Here is a 20,620-nt window from a genome sequence, read left to right as displayed (position 1 = left end):
GGACGCCGTTTCGGGACAGCCTTACCGCGTCGGTTGTCTTCGCCCCGGAGCTGCAACCCATCCATTACCGGAGGGAGGATGCGGATCCGGTCAGCGAGAGCAGAGCGCGGCAGAACGGCTTCGGCGCGTGCCGCAACGGGCGCCCAGGCCCGAACGAGCATCTGCTGCGGAACCGGCCGCGAACCTGGACATCCGCGCGGCGTGGCGGGTCATGCGTGCGGGCGAGCAGGTAACCAGGTCAGACCCTGTTGGGGCGCCGGCCGCGGCCGGGGCAGGCCAGGATCGTGCTGCGGGCCGCGGCCGAAATCCCGGCCCGCAGCGGATCGGTCGGTCGGGCTTGTTCGGGCGGTACGCCCATCGAGACGTCGCGACGTCTGTCGGTTGCAGACGTGCGAACGTCATGTCCCTCGCGAGCGCCTGTCTATCCCTGTCGGACGAGCACGTCTTTCATCCCTTCCCGATCGCGTGGCATCCAGACCGGGAAGGACAATAAGCCGGCTGCGGAATCAGAATTCGAAGCCGGTCAATCCGAGAGCATGATGGACGTCTACCGGGTGAGCGCTCTCCGTGGAGAAACCTGTAATCGCGCCGATATCCGTCAGACTGCCGGTATTGATGTGGTTCTGAGTCGGGGTGAAATCAGAGACCGTATCGCCGCGCACGCCCAGTGCCGCGGATGAGGACGATGTGGAGCCCTGCAGCAATTCGCTCACGGCGCGGTCGATCGCGCCGCCGTGATCATCATCCACGGCGGGAACAAAGGATTCGCTTTCCGTGTGATTATGGACGGAGACCCCGACGGACTTGCGGGCGACCTTCGAGCCCGAAGAGATCTCGTCCCCGGTCCATTCGGGCGCCTTCTCGCCACTGGTTGTCAGCGTGCCGAATTTGACGGACGACGGAGCATCAACATTGTGAAGGCTGTCATCGGCCACGTTGATTTTGACATGCTTGCTGTCGTCCGATGAAGCACCAGCGGCGCGCGCACTTCCGTCCGAAGACTTGCTCAGATGACCATTGCCGGAGGACGGGATCTCGACGCCGTGCGCGTCCCCGTCCGAGGCGGCGCCGAAGTGGCGGCTGCCGGAGGACGAGGTTCCGACGCCCTGCATATGCCCGCCCGAGGCGCTGAAGTGGCTGCTATCGGCCGAGGGCACGGCGTACTGATCCGCGCGCGCCTTGGGCACAGGGGCAAAGATGGACTGCCACCCTGTCGCGACGTCGTCGATGTCGTCGATGTCGGACTTCACGAAGTCATCGAGAAACGCCGAGTTGACGTCGTCGGATACAAAGATAGGCGGCGCATTGCCGGCACCGGCCTCGTCCCCATCCTGCCTGGCCGGTTGACGCGCGGAGGCCGTGATGAAATGCAGGCCCTGCGCAGAACTGTCGGTACGGCCGGCGTAATCATTTTTTGTAATCAGAGTCACGGTACATCCCCCATTTTACAGGCTTAAGTGCGTCGGAAGAACTCGCGCCGCCGATTCATACCCCATGATAAGCGATCCTTTCAATCACAGGAAAGATCGATCACGCCATCTCGAAAGATAAAATCGTCGAGATAACCGCATTTTCGCGGGCTATATCAAGCAGAAAGCGATTATCTGGGGACCAAACTCAGATATACCATCACATTTTTCGACAATATGACTTTCGATGGGGCGAACAATTAAATCTGGATGCTGGTACAGGCCTCGTCGGTTGCGGCCGTCGCGCGAACAACCCCGACCCGGATCCGATCCGCCGCCGTTGAACGGCCGGCCGAACGTCGGCCGGATGGAGAACCGCACGGGGGCCGAAGTCTCGGGCATGCCGCGCGGCGGGCCGGCGCTACCGCTCGCGCCACGCCTTCGCGATCTGGTCGGTCAGCGGTTTGGTCAGGTAGCTGATGACCGAGCGCGCGCCGATCTGCAGGAACGCCTCGACCGGCATGCCCGCAACCAGCTTCACCTCACCCAGGCGGGCCTGCTGCTCCTCCGGCACCGTGATCCGCGCCACGTAGTAGCTGGCGCCAGTCTTCGAATCGGTACTCACGTCCGCCGAGACCCGACTCACCCGGCCTTCGATCTCCGGCGTCGTACGTTGGCTGAAGGCTGAGAACCGCAGCAGCGCGGCCTGATCGGGACACACGTGGTCGATGTCCTGCGGCTGGATCCGTACCTCGACCGCCAGCTGATCGCCGCTGGGCACGATCAGCATCGCCGGCTCGCTCGGCGTCACCAGGCCGCCGATCGTGTGCACGGCCAGCTGATGCACCACGCCGTCCTGAGGCGCGCGCAGGTCCACGCGCTTGAGCTGATCCTCGGCCGCGACCCGCTTCTCCACCAGTTCCGACCACTTGCCGCGGATCTCGCTCAGATCCTTGCCGACCACGGTCACCCCCGCCGACGGCACGGTCGGCCGCCTCGCCGCCCGGATCGCCAAGGAGCCCGGATCCAGCACCGGCTCCGGCACCATCGCGTGGGATTACAGCGTCGACCACAGCGCGGTCGCAACCCTCGAGCAGGGCCAGACCCGGGTCGAGCGCTTCACCGTCACCGTCGATGACGGCCACGGCGGCACAGCCCAGCAGAGCGTCACCGTCACCGTGCGGGGATCGGCCTCGTCACCGACAACGCAGGTGCTCACCGCATCAGCGACACAGGAGGGTGCGACACAGCCCCATGCGGAGCAGACCGGGACCACGAGCACAGGCTCGCTCGACCCTTCTCTCGCGGCCAATGCTCATGGTCTCGAGACGCATCATGGTCACGGTCTGACCGGGTTCGAGATCTGATCGGTCAAGACCGCGAAACCGGGCTTCGCGCCGACGGTCAGCTCCGCCTGACCGCCGGCGTCTCCCGGGCGCCGGGCAGGCGTCGCCGGGCCGGCCGAGATTCGTGCGGTACGCCCTCCAGCCTCGTCCAGCGGAGGCTGCATGTTGCGCCGGCCGCGCCGGTGTATGCCGAAGCGTTCACGCCTGTTCGAGCGATCGCGCCCTCGCATCAGCGAGCGCGCGCACCGGAACGGGTCCGTGCCCGACCCTCAGGCCCGCCCCTCCTGCACGGCGTGGCAGGCGACGCCGTCGCGGAGCGCCGGGACCTCGGCGCGGCAGCGGTCGTTCGCCAGCGGGCAGCGCGGGTTGAAGGTGCAGCCGGGCGGCGGGTCGATCGGGTTCGGGATCTCGCCGGAGACCGGCACCCGGGCGCGGCCGACATGGGCGAGGTCGGGCACCGCGTCGAGGAGCATCCGCGTGTAGGGATGGCGGGGCCTGGCGAAAAGGTCCTTGGCGGCGGCGACCTCCACGAGGCGGCCGAGATACATCACCCCCACCCGGGTCGCCATGTGGCGGACCACGGCCAGGTTGTGGGAGATGAACAGGTAGGTGAGGCCGAGCCGGTCCTGCAGGTCGCGCATCAGGTTGAGGATCTGCGCCTGCACCGAGACGTCGAGCGCCGAGGTCGGCTCGTCGCCCACCAGGAACTCCGCCTGGCTCGCCAGCGCCCGCGCGATCGCCACCCGCTGGCGCTGGCCGCCGGAAAATTCGTGCGGGTATTTTCGCGCGTCGTCCGGGTGGAGCCCGACGAGGCCGAGCAGCTCGCTGACCCGGGCGCGGATCGCCCCCTCGCCGTGGATCAGGTTGAAGGCCCGGATCGGCTCGGCGATGATCTTCCCCACCCGCCAGCGCGGGTTCATGGACGCGTAGGGGTCCTGGAAGATCATCTGGATGCGCGCCCGCAGGCGTCGCCGGGCGGCAGCCTGGCGCGGATCGGTCATCGAGACGCCGGTGATCGTCACCTCGCCAGCGCTCGGCGGCAGCAGGCCGACCACCATCCGCGCCACCGTCGATTTGCCGGAGCCGGATTCGCCGACGATCGCGAAGGTCTCGCCCTTCTCGATCGTGAAGCCGACCCGGTCCACCGCGGTGAGGAATTTCCGGGGCTCGCGCTCGATCACCCGGTTGAGCCAGGGTTTCGAGACATCGAACCGGCGGCGCAGGTCGGTGACTTCGACGTAGGCGCTCACGCCGCTTGCTCCGCTGCATCGTACAGGTGACAGGCGACCCGGCTCGCATCGACCGGGATCGGCTCCGGCCGCTCGACCCGGCATCGTGAAAACACCTTCGGGCAGCGCGGGTTGAAGGCGCAGCCCTGCGGGATGGCGGTGAGCCGGGGCATCGAGCCGGGAATCTGGCTGAGCCGGTTGGCCTCCTGCGACAGGGTCGGGATCGCCCCCATCAGGCCGACCGCGTAGGGGTGGTGCGGCTTGGCGATCACCGAGGCGACCGGGCCGATCTCGGCGACCCGCCCGGCATACATGACCGCCACCCGGTCGGCGGCCTCGGCGATGACGCCCATGTCGTGGGTTACCAGCATCACCGCGGTGCCGTGCTCGCGGCACAGGCGCTTCAGTAGCGTGATGATCTGGGCCTGGACCGAGACGTCGAGCGCCGTGGTCGGCTCGTCGGCGATGATCAGCTCCGGCTCGGCGGCGAGCGCGAGCGCGATCACCACCCGCTGGCGCATGCCGCCGGAGAATTCGTGCGGGTAGCCGTCGATCCGCCGCTCGGGCGCCGGGATGCCGACCTCGGCCAGCAGATCGATGGCGCGGGTGCGGGCGGCCTTCGCCGACAGGTCGGTGTGGGTGCGCAGGGTCTCGACGATCTGGTCGCCCACGCGGAACAGCGGGTCGAGGGAGGTCAGCGGATCCTGGAAGATCATGCCGATGCGCCTGCCCCGCACCCGCCGCATCGCCTCGGGGGAAAGGTTGTCGATGCGCGCGCCGCGCAAGAGGATCTCGCCGCCGGCGATCCGGCCGGGCCGGTCGATCAGCCCGATCACCGCCGAGCCGGTCACCGACTTGCCGGCCCCGGACTCGCCGACGACGCCCAGGATCTCGCCGCGGCCGATGTCGAAGGAGACCCGGTCGATGGCGGTGAGCGGCCCGCGGCGGGTGTCGAAGGCGACCGTCAGGTCGCGCACGGAGAGGATGGTGTCGGTCATGCTGTCCGGTCCTGCCACGCGCCCGCCCTCTCCCCTCTGCGGGGGAGGGTGGCCCCTGTGTCAGCAGGGGTCGGGAGAAGGGAGCGACGGCGCAGGATGACACACCGGCCGTCATGAAGGCCGCGCCAATTCCGGAAGCCGGGGTGCCCTCTCTCGACCCCCTTCGGGGGCCGCCCTCCCCCGCAGAGGAGGGAGGGAGAGGCGGCGGTGATCGTCCAGGACTCGATCACATCCACCATCATTGCAGCTTCGGATTGAGCGCGTCGCGCAGCCAATCCCCCAAGAGGTTGATGGCGATGACCAGTCCGGCGAGCGCCAGCCCCGGGAAGGCGACGATCCACCACTCGCCGGAGAACAGGAAGCGGTTGCCGGTGCGGATCAGCGTGCCGAGCGACGGCATGGTCTCGGGCAGGCCGGTGCCGAGGAACGACAGGGTCGCCTCGGTGATGATGGCGAGCGCGAGGTTGATCGTCGCGATGACGAAGACCGGGCCGGTGACGTTCGGCAGGACGTGGCGCACCAAGATCACCGGGGACGACAGGCCGATCAGCCGGGCCGCCTGGACGTAATCCTTGCCCTTCTCGACCATCACGGAGGAGCGGACGGTGCGGGCGTACTGCACCCAGAAGGACAGGCCGATCGAGACCACGATCAGCCCGATCAACGGCCCGACATCGAGCGCGCTGCCGAAGCTCGCCTTGGCGACGCCGTCCACCACCAGGGCGATCAGGATCGCCGGGAAGGTGAGCTGCACGTCGGCGACCCGCATGATCAGCGTGTCGACGGCCCCGCCCGCGTAGCCGGCGATCAGGCCGAGCGCGATGCCGAGGATGCCGGAGGTCACCACCCCGAGCACGCCGACGATCAGCGACAGGCGCAGGCCGTACAGCACCGCCGAGAGCACGTCCCGGCCCTGGTCGTCAGTGCCGAGATAATAGGGCGCCTGACCGTCTGCCTGCCAGATCGGCGGCAGGTTGGAGTTGATCAAATCGAGCTGGGCCGGGTCGTAGGGATTCTGGGGGGCGATCCACGGCGATGCGAAGGCGAGCCCGACCATCAGGACCGTGGCGATCAGCGCCGCCACAGCGGTTTTCGAGCGCAGGAAGTTGGCCAGAAGGTCGGAATCCCGCCAGCGCGCGAGCCGGGAGGGTGGCGCCTCCGGCAATGGGACCGGCGGGGCATCGCCCGCGTCGAGGTCGTATCCGCTCATCGGCCGCCTCTCACGCCATGTCCGGTTGAAACCTTCGGGGCGGCAGCCCCCGTCCTTGCGAGCGGTGCGAAGCCATCCAGGCGCGCCACGCCCTCCGGACGCGCGCTGCCCTGAGTCGCTTCGCACCGCTCGCGATGACGGTGGAGGGGCGGGCAACCGAAGCCTTCCGTCATGTCCGATCTCACGCCGCGCGCCCGGTCGAGAGCCGCAGGCGCGGGTCCACCACCGTGTAGAGGATGTCGACAACGAGATTGATGGTCACGAAGATCAGCGCGACCAGCAGCAGATACGCGGACATGATCGGGATATCGACGTTCTGCACGGCCTGGACGAAGAGCAGGCCCATGCCGGGCCACTGGAACACCGTCTCGGTGATGATCGAGAAGGCGATGACCGAACCGAGCTGCAGGCCCGCGATGGTGATCACCGGCACCAGCGTATTCTTCAGGGCGTGCCGCAAGTGGACGGCCCGGGTGGTCAGCCCCCGCGCGCGGGCGAAGCGGATGTAGTCGGTGCGCAGCACCTCCAGCATCTCGGCACGGACCAGCCGCATGATCAGCGTCATCTGGAACAGGCCGAGCGTCACCGAGGGCAGGATCAGCGCCTTGAGCCCGGAGGCGGTTAGGAAGCCGGTGGTCCACCAGCCGAGCCGCACCGTGTCGCCGCGCCCGTAGGAGGGCAGCCAGCCGAGCGTCACCGAGAACAGGTAGATCAGCAGGATGCCGATCAGGAAGGTCGGCAGGCTGATCCCGATCAGCGAGACCGCTTGGAACAGCCCGGCGAGCCAGGAATCGCGGCGGAGCGCGCAGTACACGCCCATCAGGATCCCCACCACCAGGGCGAAGATCGTGGCGCAGAAGGCGAGCTCCAGCGTCGCCGGCATGCGCTCGGCGAGCAGCTGCGAGACCGGCTGCCGGAACTGGTACGAGATGCCGAACCGGCCCCGCACCACGTTGCCGGCATAGCGGACGAACTGGACCAGCACCGGATCGTCGAGGCCGAGATCCGTCCGGATCTGGGCCCGCTCGGCCACGGTGGTGTCGGGCCCGACGATCTGGTTCACGGGATCGCCCGCGAACCGGAACATCGCGAAGGCGATGAGCCCGACGACCGCGAGCACCGCGGCCGCCTGGATCACCCGGCGCAGCAGGAAGGCGAGCACGCCGCGCTCCTACTGCGGGTCCTTCGACACCCAGTAGAGCAGGAGCAGGTTGTCGGCGCGCTGGGTGAGATGGACCTTCTTGGAGACACCCCAGGCGAGCGCCTGCTGGTGCAGCGGGATGTAGCCCCAGTCGGCGTTGAGGACATCGAAGCCCTCCTTGATCAGGGCGTCGCGCTTGGTCTTGTCGGTCTCGCCCTCGACCTTGTCGGCGATCTCATCGATCTTCGGATCGCAATAGCCCGCGAGGTTCCAGCCGCCGCGGCCCGACTTGTCGCCGGGCTTCCGGCAGCCGACGATCTCGTAGAGGATGTTGTGGCTGTCCAGCGAGGACGGGGTCCAGCCGAGCAGGTAGAACGAGGTGTCGTAGGCCGGCGCCAGCACCTTGGCGAAGTACTTGGCCTTCGGCTGGGCGTTGAGGTTCACCTTGACGTTGATGCGGGCCAGCATCGAGACGACAGCCTGGCAGATCGCCTCGTCGTTGACGTAGCGATCGTTCGGGCAGTCCATGGTCAGCGAGAACCCGTCCGGGTAGCCCGCCTGGGCCATGAGTTCCTTGGCCTTCTTCAGGTCGGTGGCCGGGCGCTTGAACTCGGCGCCGCGGTCGTAGAGGGCCGGCGCGATCATCAGGGCGGAGGGCACCGCCTGCCCGCGCATCACGCGCTTGGCGATCGTGTCCTCGTCGATGGCGAGGTAGAACGCCTCGCGCACCTTGATGTCCTTGAACGGGTTCTTGCCCTTGACGCTCGAATCCTTCAGCTCGTCCCGGTCCTGGTCCATGCCGAGGAAGATCGTGCGCAGCTCGGGGCCGGCCATCACGGTGGCGGTGCCGCTGGCATTGACCCGCTGCTGGTCCTGCAGCGGCACGGGGTCGATCCAGTCGACCTCGCCGGAGAGGAGCGCCGCGACGCGGGTCGCCGGGTTGGCGATGGTGGTGAGAATGGCCTCGTCGAGGTTCGACTCGGCCTTGCCCCAGTAGCCATCGAACTTCTTGAACACGGTCTTCACGCCGGGCTGGTGCTCGGCGATCACGAACGGGCCGGTGCCGTTCTCGTGGAGCGTCGCGTAGCTCGGGCTGGAGGCGTTGGGCGGCGTCGGCTGGACGACGTTGTTCTTCTCGGACCACGCCTTCGACATGATCACCCAGGTCGGAAACTGGGCGATGGCGATGGGGTTCGGCTTCTTGAGCACCATGTCGACGGTGAAGTCGTCGACCTTCACGAATTCGGCGTCGGCCGGGACGTTGGTGGTGAAGTTCGAGCCCGTAGCCCGGACGCGCTGGGCGGAGAAGAGCACGTCGTCGGCCGTGAAGGGCGAGCCGTCGTGGAACTTGACGTTCTTGCGCAGGTGGAAGCGCCAGCGGGTCGGCTCGGGCGTCTCCCAGGATTCGGCCAAGGCCGGCGCGAATTTCAGGTTCTTGTCGAGGGTGACGAGGGGCTCGTAGGCCGCTTCCTGCATCCCTTCCGTGAAGCTCTCCTTCAGGGAGTAGGGATCGAGGGATTTCAGATCACCCTGGAAGGCGAAGCGGAACACGTTGGCGGCCTGCGCGGGCAGCGCGGCGAAGGCAAACGTCGCGACCGCGACCGCGGACACGCCGCGGGCGAGGGTCTTCAGGGCTGAGCGGGACAAGCGGATCTCCGAAACCGTGAAAGTTGAGCGCAGGCCGTTCCGCGGAAGCGGTGGTTGAGGCTTAGCCCCGGCACCGCGCATCGGCAAACGGCGCGACCGCCGCGCCCACAGCAAGCTTCGGACCAGAGAGGATGGGAAATCGCGCGCAGCGCGCGTGCACGTCCCCTCCCCCCGCAGAGGGGGGAGGGAGATCAGTGTCTCACTCCGCCGCTACCCGTGCCGGCTCGTGCCGCGCACCGGCTTCCGCTGCCTCGCCCTCCGCCACCGCCTTGCGCCGGAACAGGCGCATCACGATCACGAAGAACACCGGTACGAAGAACACCGCCAGCACGGTGGCGGTGATCATGCCGCCCATCACGCCGGTGCCGATCGCCTGCTGGCTCTTCGAGGCGGCGCCGGTGGCGATGGCCAGCGGTACCACGCCGAAGATGAAGGCCAGCGAGGTCATCACGATCGGCCGGAACCGGAGCGTCGCCGCCTCGATCGCGGCCCGTACCACGGAGGTGCCGGGCTTCCAGAGGTCACGCGCGAATTCCACGATCAGGATCGCGTTCTTGGCCGAGAGGCCGATGATCGTGATCAGCCCGATCTTGAAGTAGACGTCGTTGGGCATGCCCCGCAGGTACACGGCCGCCACCGCGCCGATGACGCCGAGCGGAATCACCAGCATCACCGAGACCGGGATCGCCCAGCTCTCGTAGAGTGCGGCGAGGCACAGGAATACGATCAGCACCGACAGCGCCAGGAGCAGGCTCGCCTGGCTGCCAGCCTGCTTCTCCTGATAGGATTGCCCGGTCCAAGCGTAGCCAAAACCCTTGGGCAGCTGGAGCATCAGCCGCTCCATCTCGGCAATCGCGTCGCCCGACGTGTAGCCGGGGTTCGGCTCGCCGGTGAAACGGACCGACTGGTAGCCGTTGAAGCCGACGATCTGGCTCGGCCCCATGCCCCATTTCAGCTCCGCGAAGGACGACATCGGCACCATCGTGTTGGTGGCGTTCTTCACCGCGTAGTTGAGGATGTCCGAGGCGTTCATGCGCTGCAGCTGCTCGGCCTGGACATAGACCCGCTGCATCTTGCCCCGGTTGGGGAAGTCATTCGGGTAGACCGAGCCGAGGTTGAGCTGGATCGTGGCGTTGATGTCCTCGAACTTCACGCCGAGCGCGGCCGCCTTCTCGCGGTCGATGATCAGCTCCGCCTGCGGGGTCGGCGGCAGGCCCTCGATCTTCACCTTCTGGAGGATCGGGCTCTGCGTGGCGAGCTTCAGGAGCTGCTCCTGGGCCGAGAGCAGGGCCGCGTAGCCCCGGTTGGCCCGGTCCTGGAGGCGGAACGAGAAGCCCGCCGCGTTGCCGAGGTTGTCGACCGGGGGCGGTTCCTGGGCGTCCACGGTGGCGTCGCGGTAGGTGCTGAGCGCCGCGTTGGTGGCGGCCACCAGCGCGGCGGCCGAGTTCTTCGCGTCGCGTTCACTCCAGGGCTTGAGGGTGACGAAGGCCTGGCTGGTGCTGGGCGCCTGACCGGAGAACGAGAAGCCGTTGAGCATCGTCACGGTGGCGACGCCGGGCTGCGCCAGCAGGTATTCCTCGACCTTCCGGACCGCCTCCTGGGTGCGGTTGTACGAGGCGCCCGGCGGCGTCTGGACGTCGACCGTGAAGAAGCCCTGGTCCTCCACCGGCAGGAAGCCCTCCGGCAGCTGCACGAAGGCGTAGGCCGTACCGGCCACCAGCGCGAGGTAGACCATCATCACCCGGCCGGACTTGCGGATGAACGCCGCGGTGCCGCGGCCGTAGCGGGCGGTCTCCCGGTCGACGAACCGGTTGAACATCCCGAACACGCCGCCCTTGGCATGGCCGTGGCCCTTCTCGATCGGCTTCAGGAAGGTCGCGCAGAGCGCCGGCGTCAGCGACAGGGCGAGCAAAGCCGAGAAGCCGATGGACGTCACCATGGCGATCGAGAATTGCCGGTAGATGATGCCCACCGAGCCGGGGAAGAACGCCATCGGGATGAACACCGCCACCAGCACCAGGGTGATGCCGATGATCGCCCCGGTGATCTGCCCCATGGCCTTCTTGGTGGCCTCCTTGGGGGGCAGCCCCTCCTCGTTCATGATCCGCTCGACATTCTCCACCACCACGATGGCGTCGTCGACCAGGATGCCGATGGCCAGCACCATGCCGAACATGGTGAGCACGTTGACCGAGAAGCCCGAGATCCACATCACCGTGACCGTGCCCATGAGGGCGATCGGCACCACGATGGTGGGGATCAGGGTGTAGCGGATGTTCTGCAGGAACAGGAACATCACGAGGAAGACCAGCACCACCGCCTCGACCAGCGTGTGCAGCACCTTCTCGATGGAGGCCTCAACGGCCGGGGTGATGTCGTAGGGGATGTCCCACTTCAGGTCCGGCGGGAAGAACTGGGACAGCTCCACCATCTTGGCGCGGATGGCCTTGGCGGTCTCCAGCGCGTTGCCGTCGGGGGCGAGCGTCACCGAGATGCCGGCGGCCGGGCCGCCGTTGAGGCGGGTCGAGAACTGGTAGGCGTCGCCGCCGAGCTCGATCCGGGCGACGTCGCGCAGGCGCACGTTCGAGCCGTCGGAATTGGCCCGGAGCACGACCGCCCCGAAATCCTCGATCGTGCCGAGCTGGCCCTTGACGATGATCGGCACGGTGAGCGCCTGCCGGGTCGGGCTCGGCTGCGCACCGACCGAGCCGGAGGCGACCTGGATGTTCTGGTTGCGGATCGCGTCGGTGACGTCGGAGGCGCTGAGCGACAGGCCACGCAGCTTGTCGGGATCGACCCAGACCCGCAGCGACCGCTCGGTGGAGTAGAGCGTCGCGCGCCCGACCCCAGGGATGCGGCGGATCTCGTTGATCACGTTACGGATCAGGAAGTCGCCGAGGCCGACCTCGTCCATCGATCCGTCCTTGGAGACGAGCGTGATGATGTTGAGGGTCGCGGCCGAGGCCTCCTCCACCAGGATGCCCTGCTGGCGCACCTCGGCCGGCAGGCGGGCCTCCACGCGCTTCAGCCGGTTCTGGACCTCCACGGAGGCGAGCGCCGGGTCCGTGCCGGGCTGGAAGGTGGCGGTGATGTTGACCGAGCCGAACGAGTCGGTGGTCGACTCGAAGCTCATGATGTTGGCGGCACCGTTCAGCTCATCCTCGATGAGCCGGGTCGTGCCGATATAGAGGCTCTCCACCGAGGCGCCCGGATAGGCGGTCGACAAGGCGATGGAGGGCGGGGCGATCACCGGGTACTGCGCCACCGGCAGGTTCGGGATGGCCAGCGCACCGCCGAGGCAGATGAACAGGGCCACCACCCAGGCGAAGACCGGGCGGTCGATGAAGAAGCGTGCCATGGTCGGGCTCTCCCGGGCTCAGTGGCGCGGCTGGACGGCGGCGGCGCGCGGCGCGGCCTCCGCCTTGTCGCCGGGCGAGTCTGGGGCCTCATCGGCATCGTGCTTCGGGCCGGTCTCGCCGTGGGCCGGCGTCTGGTCGAGGGGCTTCACCTTGGCGCCCACGGTGATCTTCTGGAAGCCGTCGATCACGACCCGCTCGCCGGCCTTCAGCCCGGAGCGGATCAGCCAGTTCTGCCCGACCACCGGCCCGACCTCGACCGGCTGGCGCATCACGGTCTCGTCGGCGCGCACCACCCAGACCTCGGCGCGGCCGTCATCGGTGCGCTGGATCGCCTGCTGCGGCACCGCGATCGCGTCGGAATCGATGCCCTGCTTGATCCGCGCCCGCACGTACATGCCGGGGAACAACTCGTCGTGCGGATTGGGGAACTGCACCCGCAGCGTCACCTGCCCGGTGCTCGGGTCGGCGGTGACGTCCGAGAACAGCAGCCGGCCCGCCAGCGGGTAGAGCGAATTGTCGTCCATGATCAGGTGGACGTTGGCGGTGTTGTCCTCCAGCCGCGCCAGCTCGCCGCTGGCGAGGTCCCGGCGCAGGCGGTTCAGCTCGCCCACCGACTGGGTGATGTCGACGTAGATTGGGTCGAGCTGCTGGATCGTGGCGAGCGCCCCCATGGCGCCGGGCTCGATCAGGGTGCCCTCGGTGAGCAGCGCCCGGCCGATCCGGCCGGTGATCGGCGCGCGCACGTCGGTCCAGCCGAGATTCAGCTGCGCCCGCTGGCGGGTCGCCTTGGCGCCGGCGACCTCGGCCTCCGCCTGCTTCTTGGCCGCGAAGGCGGCGTCGTACTGGGCCTGGCTCGCCGTGGCGCGGGAGAGCAGCTGCTCCAGCCGGTCGGCCTGCTGGCGGGCCAGCACCAGGGCCGCCTCCTGGCGGGCCAGCGCCGCCTCGGCGCTGGCAAGCTCGACCTCGTAGGGCGCCGGGTCGATCTTGTAGAGGATGTCGCCTTCCTTGACCTGGCTGCCCTGCTCGAACAGGCGCTTCACCACGAGGCCCGAGACGCGGGAGCGGACCTCGGCGATGCGCATCGGCGCGACGCGGCCCGGCAGGTCGCGCAGGTAGGGGATCGCCTGGGGCTCCACTTTGACGAAGCCGACCTCCGGCACGGGCGGCGTCGGCGCGGCGGCCTGCTTGGGGTTGCAGGCCGCGAGACCGACCACGAGAAGGACCGCGGGCAGGCGGGCGGCCCTGCGGCTCGAGGCGCGGAGCGGGGACGGGATTCTGGCGGACAGAGTACGGGTCACGATTACCGACGCTCCTGAAAGCATGCGTCTGCTGAGGCTGGCGCGGAGCAATTGCCCGCGCTTCGTCGAGACCGATCTCGGGACCGGCCACGCGACCGGTCGGGCTGAGATCAGGACAGGCGCGCTCGCGCCGGCCTCGAGGGCCGGGGCGCGCGTCAGGCCAGTCGCGGCGGCCGGTGCAGCGCCCCGTCCGGCACGGAGGCCGGCACGGCGTCGGACCGATGATCGAACGATGCAGAGACAGTCTGACGGGGCCGCGGCGCCTCGACGGGCGGCCGCGGCAGCCCGAGCTCGGGGGGGATCTCGCAATCGGCGGCACAGAGATCCGTGCGGCCGAAGGCAGGCCGCTCAGCCTCGGGCTGCGCGTCCGGCGCACCCGACAGCATCGCCAAGCGCGGACTCGCGAGGGCGCAGGCGGGCCCCATTGTCGGCTTGGCCTCAGCCGGCGCAGGCGCGGCGACCATCGCGGCCGTCGCGAGGACGAGCAACACCAGCGCGGCGAGGCCCCGGGCGAGGCGGTCCGGCAAGGCCACGACACAGTGGGCCAGATGGGCGACGGATCGGATCACGGCTTCGAGATAAGCACGGCTGTCGCCCGGCGCAATTCCCCACGGCGTCGCGCCGGTTCCGAAGCTGCTCTGACCGAGGCCTTGCGCGATATCGAGCACCTTGCGCGCGATGAGGCGCCGCGCGAGCGTGCGCCCATGTCGGTTGAGACCCTGTACAGCCTGCGCCGTGCCGAGCCCGCAATCCGGGACCTCGACCGCGTCGTGCTGCTCGATCAGGCCGTGACCGATGATGGCGACGCGATGCCGGCTGGCACGGAAGGGACGGTGGTCTACGTGACGCAGGACGCACAGACCCTCATCGTCGAGTTCGCCGAGCCGGAGGGTGCTCTGGCGACCATCCCGGCCGCATCCGCCGCCCGGGCCGACCGCCACGCCGGGTGAATACGCGCCGACCGATCCCCGGGAACCGCATCGTTCCCGGCGGCAAGATCGGCGGTTATCCCTTGAATCCGGCTCACCCGAGCGGCGGTTCGAAAGCCGAGTTCTTCCGCGACCTCGGCTTCAGCGCCGAAGACTCCGTCGGCTTCGCCGATGCCGTCTTCGAACATGTCGGCGATCCGGATACCGGTAAGGCGTTCGTCGACACCGGCGGTTTGACCAAGATGGCCTGCGAGGGACCGCTTCCGACGCCGAGCCGCCGTTGGACCCGCATCCGCAGCGGCTGGGTCATGACGGGCGCGACCGACGCGCAGCTCGTCACAGCGCTATCCGCCCGGGATCGTCCCTGTTCTCGGAAGGCCCTTAGCCAATCCAAAGTCCCGCGCCGAGGAACGGGTGTTGCCGACACCACACAGCCACGCCTGGAAGTGCCCTCCCCGGCCGCTCGGCCTCAACCTTGCCGCGAAGTCCGGGCCGGGTCGCCCGACGCGCGTGGGGCCGCCGCAACGGCCCGCGCCACGACCGATGGAGGATGGAGACCATGTCGAGACGGATCGCGATGCTCGGGCTCGCGGGACTTCTGCTCGGGAGCGCCCCCGCGGCGGCGAACCCGCTGGAGCGGGGCCCGATCGCCGACTTCCTCAACGTCTTCCGCAGCCAGGCGATCCCGCGCGAGACGGTGGCCTGGACCGGCAAGGAGAAGCCCGGCACCATCGTGGTCTCGACGCGCCAGCGGCGGCTCTACTACGTGCTCGGCGGCGGCGCGGCGATCCGCTACGGCGTCGGCGTCGGCCGGCAGGGCTTCTCGTGGTCCGGGACCAAGACCGTCACCATGAAGAAGGAATGGCCGGATTGGCGCCCGCCGCAGCAGATGCTGGCCCGCCGCCCCGACCTGCCGCGCTACATGGCCGGCGGCCAGGACAACCCGCTCGGCGCCCGCGCCCTCTATCTCGGCTCGTCGCTCTACCGGATCCACGGCTCGAACGAGCCCGAGACGATGGGCGCGGCGGTCTCGTCCGGCTGCATCCGCATGACCAACAAGGATGTGGTCGACCTCTACGACCGGGCGCGCGTCGGCACCAAGGTGGTCGTGCGCGACTGATCATTGGTGCGGGGCGGGACGTTTCTCGGCACGCGTTCAGGTCTGCCTGGTCGCCGCGTCCCGCCCCCGCACGCGTGAGGGTGTATAAGCAGGCTCAATGCGGCGACGCGTCGGCGGCCAACGAGGGCGGCGGCGGTCGAGAGGCCCGGCGACTGCTCCCTGATGCACCGTGAACATTGGCGCGCTCCGCTCAATCGGGAACGCAACACGATTCAGGATCTGGGATCTCCCAGCCGATCACCGTCAAAACCTCGCGCTGACCGAGGCCAGCCTTGACGCGATCAGGCGATAAAGGCTCTCCGTGGTTCGATCGGCATTCTGAGTTCGCCGAGAGGAACGTTGCAGGTCGAACGCGGCGGAAAGACGTGGCGCGTGGTTTTGTAGGGATAGAGCTGCCCGCTGCGAGCGCGGGCAATGACCTCACCACGTGTCGGCAAGATATGCGAGCGCCACGACAGTAATTCGACGTCCGCATAGTCGAAGATGTAAACCGGGACCTTGGCGAGCCTCAGCGCGATTGCGGCGGCGAGTCGATGGTGGCCATCAAGGAGCGCATGGGCGGTGCGTTCGATGCAGATCGGCTGGGTCCAGGCGTTCTCCTCCAGGATCATCGCCATGACTTCCCGCACGCGGGACGGGAGTATCTCCTCCGTCGGACGAAGCGCCGCGATCGGCAGATGAACGCAGTCGAAATCGCTCATGGCACGTTCCACGCCGGCGACGGCACGCGACGGCTTCAGGATTGACGCACCCGCAGCAGGAGGCCGCAGGAAGCGAGATACAGGACGGAGACGAGGGGGAAGACGGCGGGGGCTCCCGCGGTCTGGGTGACGAGGCCTCCGAGGGCGACGCCGGCCATTGAGGCGACCTGCGTGGTGCTCTGCACCACGCCCAAGATGTGGCCCTGACGATGCGCCGCCGCCTCGCGCGAGATGAGGCCGGTGAGAACCGGCGTCGTGGCGCCGAGGAGCACGCCCCAGAGGCCGTAGCTCGCCGCGAAGACCGCCACGTGGGCCGTGGTCCCGGCGGCCAGCACGGTCGCGGCACAGGCGAGGGCGACGACGGCGATGCCGGCGAGCGCCCTGGGCCGGCAGAGGCCCTCGAAGGTCCGCGCCCAGAGCGCCGCGGACGCGATGAAGCCGGCCGCCATGAGGCCGTAGCAGAGGCCGACGACCCAGTTCTCGACCCCGAAGGTCGTGCGCACGTAGAGGGCGAACGGCATCTGCGGCATGAGCCGGCTGGCGATCAGGCCGCCCTGCGCGAGCAGGAGACTGGCGATCACCGGATTGCGCCAGGCTGCGGCGGGTGCCGCTTCGGCGCGCGCGGTTCGCGGAGCCGCGGTTCCGGTCGGCAGGAGGGCCAGTACGGCGAGGCCGCAGGCCGCGCACAGCCCCGAGGCGGCGGCGTTGATCCAGAAGAAGCTCGCATGGTCGAGGATCACGCCGCCGAGCACGGCGCCGCCCAGGGAGCCGACATTGGTGGAGACCTGCAGGAAGGCGAACAGGCGGCCCCGGCGCTCGGCGGTCACGAGGCCGACCCCGTAGGCCTGGGCCGGCGCCGAGAAGCCGGCACAGGCCCCCTGCACGAAGCGGAGCAGGACGATCACCCAGGCATCGCCCGCGAGGGCCAGGCCAAGCTGGGTGAGCGCCAAGCCCGCCAGGGCGCGGACCATCATCAGCTTGTGGCCGTAGCGGTCGCCCATCCGCCCCCAGAGGCTACCGGTCAAGGCGATTCCCAGCATCGGGGCGACGTAGGTGCCGGTGGAGGCGAGGCCGAACACGGTCTCCGACGTGCCGAGCTCCCGGAGGCGAAGCGGCCAGAACGGCCCGCTCATCTCCATGGCGCCCATAGTGACGAGCTGGATCGCGAACAGCAGGCGGACGATGCCGGTCGAGCCTGACATGTCAGCGGCCATAGGTCGCCGGATCGATGGGGTTCGGCAGGGCGTGCTGGAGCCGATAATCGGCGTAGCGCAGGAGATGCATGCGCAGCAGGGAGCGGGCAGTCCACGGCGCGTGCAGGAAGGCGTCGCGCTCGGTCGACCAGAGAGCCGGGTCGACCCGGTCGGCCACGGCCGCGAAGGCCGCCTGCGTCTCCGCCCCCAGGATCTCCCAGAGTCGCGTGGCGGGCAGCCCGTACGCGGCGGTCAGCGCCAGGGCGAGTTCGTGGAGGTGGCAGACGAAGCACGCATTGAGGACGAGGGCGCGGACGGGCTCGATGTCGTCGCGGAAGACCGTCGGCAGGATGCCGGGGTACCGGTAGGGCTCGAGCGTCAGTCCGCGCGCTTCGAGGAGCGGCGCGAAGGTGCGCCCGTCCCCGAAATCGCGCACGAGGATCCGCAGCGGCCGACCGGCTGGGTCGAAGACGACGCTGGTATTCTGCTGGTGCGCCTCCAGGCCGACCCCGTAGAGGAGGTAGATCGCCAACACGGGCTGCACGACCGTGCGGGCATAAGCCCGGAAGAACGCCTCCGGATCGCCGCTCCCGATCAGGGCGGTTACGAACGGCCGCCCCGTATCCGGGAGCGCGGTGAAGAGGGCCGCAACCGGCACGTGCAGGCTACCCGCGCAGGCCGCGAACACGGGAGCCGTCGCGCGGAACACCACCGAGAGGTCCTTCCCCGGCGCGTCGTCGCGATCGACCGCGTGGCGGTAATGATAGGCGACCTCCTCGGGATAGATCGCCAGCCGGCCGCCAAAGCCCTGCTCGCGGTCCAGAATGGTCGCGATGACGGCGCTGTTGCGCGGTCCCATGTGGATCGACTTGGCCTGGAGGCTGCGCTGCTCGCTCGTCATCCAGAGGGCGATCGGGAGCTTGATGAACGGCGCGTCCGGCGGCCCTTCGGTCATCATCGTGCGGAACGACATGCTCGGCGCGGTCTCGATGTCCGGCCCGTCGAGGATCAGGGTTCCCTCGGCCGTCGCCTCGGCGAAGTGCGCGCGCACGAAGGCTTCGAGGTGCCAGGCGTGGATGGGCAGGGGCAGCCAATCCGCAGCGTCGAGTCCACGGGCGACGAGACCGGCCCGCCAAGGCTCCCAGGTCTCGGGAAAGGCCGACGCGAACCACGCGTGGACGCTCGTGACGTGCGGCATCGTCTCGGCATGGGCCATGTCGGCCCTGAGGGCTGCGACCCGGACGGGGACGCGGGCGGCGAATTCCGGAGACAGGGCGGCAACCTCGGCCTCGCTCAGGCCGGGGCGCGTCTTCCAGGTGGGGTAGAACGGGTGCCCTTCGAGGGCGCCCCATTGGTCGAGCAGGATCGCGGTCGCGCGCACGTCGCTGTGCCGCCGCAGGTAGTCCGGGAGGTCCGCCGCGCCGGCCTCGCGGATGCGGCGGGCGAGGTCCCGGTTCCAGCTCTGCCGGTGTCGGCGCGCCGCGACGTCGTTGGCGATGCTGTCGGCCATGTCGGCCTTCAGCCCGGCGAGCCCTTCTGGACTTGGCGCGAAGTCGAACTGATCCCGGACGAGGTCGAGGAACAGATCCGGATCCGCGACCGGTTCGCGTTCGCCGCTTGCCAGGACCCGCGTGATCGGACCGTGCAGGACGATCGTGCGCGCCGGTGCCACGACCAGATGCGCGAAGTGGAGATGGGCCGGGCCATCCGGGCCGTCCGGAAGCGGGAACCGCGCCTCACGTCCGTCAGGCGACACCGCGAGGCGCGTCACGTCGAGGATGTTCTCGGCGAACAGGCAGCGCACCAGCCGGCGCAGGGCGTTGCGGCGCGCATGGGCGAGCACGGTGGCGTCTTCCGGGATTGCGGGGGAAGCGACGGCGGACGACAGGCCGGTCATTGCGCGGCTCCCGGCCAAGCCCGCGGCAGATGGGAGAGCGGCTCGCCCGCGACGCCGCCCATGTAGCCCAGCGCCCAGCGGTGGATCTCGTCGAGGTGGGGGACGGACACGGACAGGCCCGCGGCCATCTGCACGAGGAGGCCGAGCCCGTAGACCACGTCCTCCCGGAAGGCGCGGCTCGTCCGGTCGAGCACGAAGCCGCCCGCGGCCGGGTCATGGACCAGCGGCGCCCGGATGCCGGCATAGGCCCGGTTCGTGCGCAGGATCGTGAGCATCGTGGCGGTGTCGGCGATCTGGTCGCCGTAGGCCTCGATGATCTCGGTCGCCAGCGGCTTCACCGAGGACAGATCGATCCCGAAATGCCCCGCGGCGGCGCGCCGCAAAGCCTGGTTCTCGGCGTCGCAGCGCTCCAGGAAATAGGCCCCGAGCTCGGGGCAGTCCGTCCACCAGCAGAAGTCTTCGGGCAGCGTCCGGTCGCGCCACTGGCCGTAGGGGCCGACGAGCCCGTAGACGACCGCGCTGTGCATGATCGGGTTGCCGGGGGTCAGGGTGATCGCGAGATAATCCTGCAGCATCTCCACGGGCGCCTCGAACAGGCTGCCCAGATGCGCCGCGAGTTCGGCACGGGCCTCCCGGCTCTCCCGGCGATGGGTCGCGGCGTGGAGCCGCTGCTTGGCGCCGCCCATCCGCACGCTGCGGCCAGGCACGAGGTCGAAGGCGGTGTGCGGCACGTCCTTCAGGCCCCAGATCACCGCGTTCGGTCGGTTGGCCAGGATCTCCGCGGCGAGCCAGTCGAACCCGCAGAAGCCCGGGATCGCGCCGACATAGACCGGTCGGTCGCGACGCAGGTGCGGGCCGATCGCCCGCAGCACGGCGGCCCGCGCGTCGGCCGGCACCGTGATCACCACCACGTCCGCGTGGCGGACCGCGCTGGCGGGATCCGTGCCCACCTGCGCGGGCTCTCCGGGCAGGGCCGATCCGTCCGGCAGGTGGGCGACGATCCCGCCCGCGGCGCCGCCGACGACTGCCGGATTCGATGTGAGCCAGGAGACCCGCACGCCGGGTTGGCGGCTGAACAGCACCGCGTTGAGGTGGCCGGTTCGGCCGCCGCCGCAGATCGCGACGTTGAGGGGGGTCATCGTG

At 69.1% G+C, this 20,620-nt stretch carries 16 protein-coding genes and 2 pseudogenes; 4 read left to right on the top strand and 14 right to left on the bottom strand.

The genetic code is table 11. The features are described from left to right. Window positions 1–506: 506 nt before the first annotated feature. Both JOE48_RS17700 and JOE48_RS17695 read right to left on the bottom strand, forming a co-directional pair. The gene (locus tag JOE48_RS17700) at window positions 507–1,430 is read right to left on the bottom strand and encodes a hypothetical protein (protein WP_210031756.1); all 924 of its coding nucleotides are present in this window, start codon (window positions 1,428–1,430) and stop codon (window positions 507–509) included. A gap of 400 nt (window positions 1,431–1,830) precedes the next feature. After that, window positions 1,831–2,376: pseudogene (locus JOE48_RS17695) on the bottom strand (HlyD family efflux transporter periplasmic adaptor subunit); the annotation flags it as partial. Between JOE48_RS17695 and JOE48_RS17690 the strand changes: the two are divergent. Further along, on the top strand, window positions 2,339–2,776 hold the full coding sequence (locus JOE48_RS17690; protein WP_312893279.1) for a VCBS domain-containing protein: 438 nt from the start codon (window positions 2,339–2,341) through the stop codon (window positions 2,774–2,776). The pseudogene JOE48_RS17695 and the gene JOE48_RS17690 sit on opposite strands and share 38 nt — an antisense overlap. 248 nt (window positions 2,777–3,024) lie before the next feature. Here the strand turns inward: JOE48_RS17690 and JOE48_RS17685 are convergent, their stop codons facing one another. The 8 genes from JOE48_RS17685 to JOE48_RS17650 all read right to left on the bottom strand — a co-directional run bounded on the left by JOE48_RS17685 (window position 3,025) and on the right by JOE48_RS17650 (window position 14,206). Further along, the gene (locus tag JOE48_RS17685) at window positions 3,025–4,005 is read right to left on the bottom strand and encodes an ABC transporter ATP-binding protein (RefSeq protein WP_210031754.1); all 981 of its coding nucleotides are present in this window, start codon (window positions 4,003–4,005) and stop codon (window positions 3,025–3,027) included. After that, on the bottom strand, window positions 4,002–4,982 hold the full coding sequence (locus JOE48_RS17680) for an ABC transporter ATP-binding protein (protein ID WP_210031753.1): 981 nt from the start codon (window positions 4,980–4,982) through the stop codon (window positions 4,002–4,004). Before JOE48_RS17680 ends, JOE48_RS17685 begins: the two co-directional genes overlap by 4 nt. Window positions 4,983–5,220: 238 nt before the next feature. Then, window positions 5,221–6,192 (bottom strand): ABC transporter permease, encoded by a 972-nt coding sequence (locus JOE48_RS17675; protein ID WP_210031752.1) that lies wholly within the window; start codon window positions 6,190–6,192, stop codon window positions 5,221–5,223. 181 nt (window positions 6,193–6,373) lie between these two features. Then, window positions 6,374–7,354 carry an ABC transporter permease gene (locus JOE48_RS17670; protein ID WP_210031750.1) on the bottom strand — a complete coding sequence of 327 codons (981 nt, stop codon included), beginning with the start codon at window positions 7,352–7,354 and terminating at the stop codon, window positions 6,374–6,376. Window positions 7,355–7,363: 9 nt separating this feature from the next. Beyond that, window positions 7,364–8,980: an ABC transporter substrate-binding protein gene (locus JOE48_RS17665; RefSeq protein WP_210031749.1), complete on the bottom strand. Its 1,617-nt coding sequence runs from the start codon at window positions 8,978–8,980 to the stop codon at window positions 7,364–7,366. A 199-nt stretch (window positions 8,981–9,179) separates the two neighbouring features. Further along, window positions 9,180–12,338, bottom strand: coding sequence for a multidrug efflux RND transporter permease subunit (locus JOE48_RS17660; protein ID WP_210031748.1), 3,159 nt, complete (start codon window positions 12,336–12,338; stop codon window positions 9,180–9,182). A gap of 18 nt (window positions 12,339–12,356) precedes the next feature. Beyond that, window positions 12,357–13,637: an efflux RND transporter periplasmic adaptor subunit gene (locus JOE48_RS17655; protein ID WP_210031747.1), complete on the bottom strand. Its 1,281-nt coding sequence runs from the start codon at window positions 13,635–13,637 to the stop codon at window positions 12,357–12,359. Window positions 13,638–13,792: 155 nt separating this feature from the next. Continuing rightward, window positions 13,793–14,206 carry a hypothetical protein gene (locus JOE48_RS17650; protein WP_210031746.1) on the bottom strand — a complete coding sequence of 138 codons (414 nt, stop codon included), beginning with the start codon at window positions 14,204–14,206 and terminating at the stop codon, window positions 13,793–13,795. 135 nt (window positions 14,207–14,341) lie between these two features. Between JOE48_RS17650 and JOE48_RS17645 the strand changes: the two genes are divergently transcribed. From JOE48_RS17645 to JOE48_RS17640, 3 genes and pseudogenes are all read left to right on the top strand, one after another. Next, window positions 14,342–14,587, top strand: coding sequence for a DUF4926 domain-containing protein (locus JOE48_RS17645; protein WP_210031745.1), 246 nt, complete (start codon window positions 14,342–14,344; stop codon window positions 14,585–14,587). Continuing rightward, window positions 14,584–14,901: pseudogene (locus JOE48_RS31255) on the top strand (DUF6883 domain-containing protein); the annotation flags it as partial. The gene JOE48_RS17645 and the pseudogene JOE48_RS31255, both read left to right, overlap by 4 nt. 224 nt (window positions 14,902–15,125) lie before the next feature. Continuing rightward, complete coding sequence (locus JOE48_RS17640) at window positions 15,126–15,686, top strand: L,D-transpeptidase (RefSeq protein WP_210031744.1); 561 nt, start codon at window positions 15,126–15,128, stop codon at window positions 15,684–15,686. A 281-nt stretch (window positions 15,687–15,967) separates the two neighbouring features. Here the strand turns inward: JOE48_RS17640 and JOE48_RS17635 are convergent, their stop codons facing one another. The 4 genes from JOE48_RS17635 to JOE48_RS17620 are packed head-to-tail and all read right to left on the bottom strand — an operon-like array spanning window position 15,968 to window position 20,616. Further along, complete coding sequence (locus JOE48_RS17635; protein ID WP_210031743.1) at window positions 15,968–16,387, bottom strand: ParB N-terminal domain-containing protein; 420 nt, start codon at window positions 16,385–16,387, stop codon at window positions 15,968–15,970. Between the two features lie 35 nt (window positions 16,388–16,422). Further along, the gene (locus JOE48_RS17630; RefSeq protein ID WP_210031742.1) at window positions 16,423–17,601 is read right to left on the bottom strand and encodes an MFS transporter; all 1,179 of its coding nucleotides are present in this window, start codon (window positions 17,599–17,601) and stop codon (window positions 16,423–16,425) included. Next, window positions 17,591–19,477 (bottom strand): IucA/IucC family siderophore biosynthesis protein, encoded by a 1,887-nt coding sequence (locus JOE48_RS17625; RefSeq protein ID WP_210031741.1) that lies wholly within the window; start codon window positions 19,475–19,477, stop codon window positions 17,591–17,593. Before JOE48_RS17625 ends, JOE48_RS17630 begins: the two co-directional genes overlap by 11 nt. Beyond that, window positions 19,474–20,616 (bottom strand): NAD/NADP octopine/nopaline dehydrogenase family protein, encoded by a 1,143-nt coding sequence (locus JOE48_RS17620; RefSeq protein ID WP_210031740.1) that lies wholly within the window; start codon window positions 20,614–20,616, stop codon window positions 19,474–19,476. The genes JOE48_RS17625 and JOE48_RS17620 overlap by 4 nt, the downstream gene beginning before the upstream one ends. Window positions 20,617–20,620 lie beyond the last annotated feature (4 nt).

Source organism: Methylobacterium sp. PvR107, assembly GCF_017833295.1.
In the GTDB taxonomy this organism is placed as follows: domain Bacteria; phylum Pseudomonadota; class Alphaproteobacteria; order Rhizobiales; family Beijerinckiaceae; genus Methylobacterium.
Note: the sequence above shows the minus strand (reverse complement) of the source record. Positions and strands in the feature narration are given on the sequence as shown.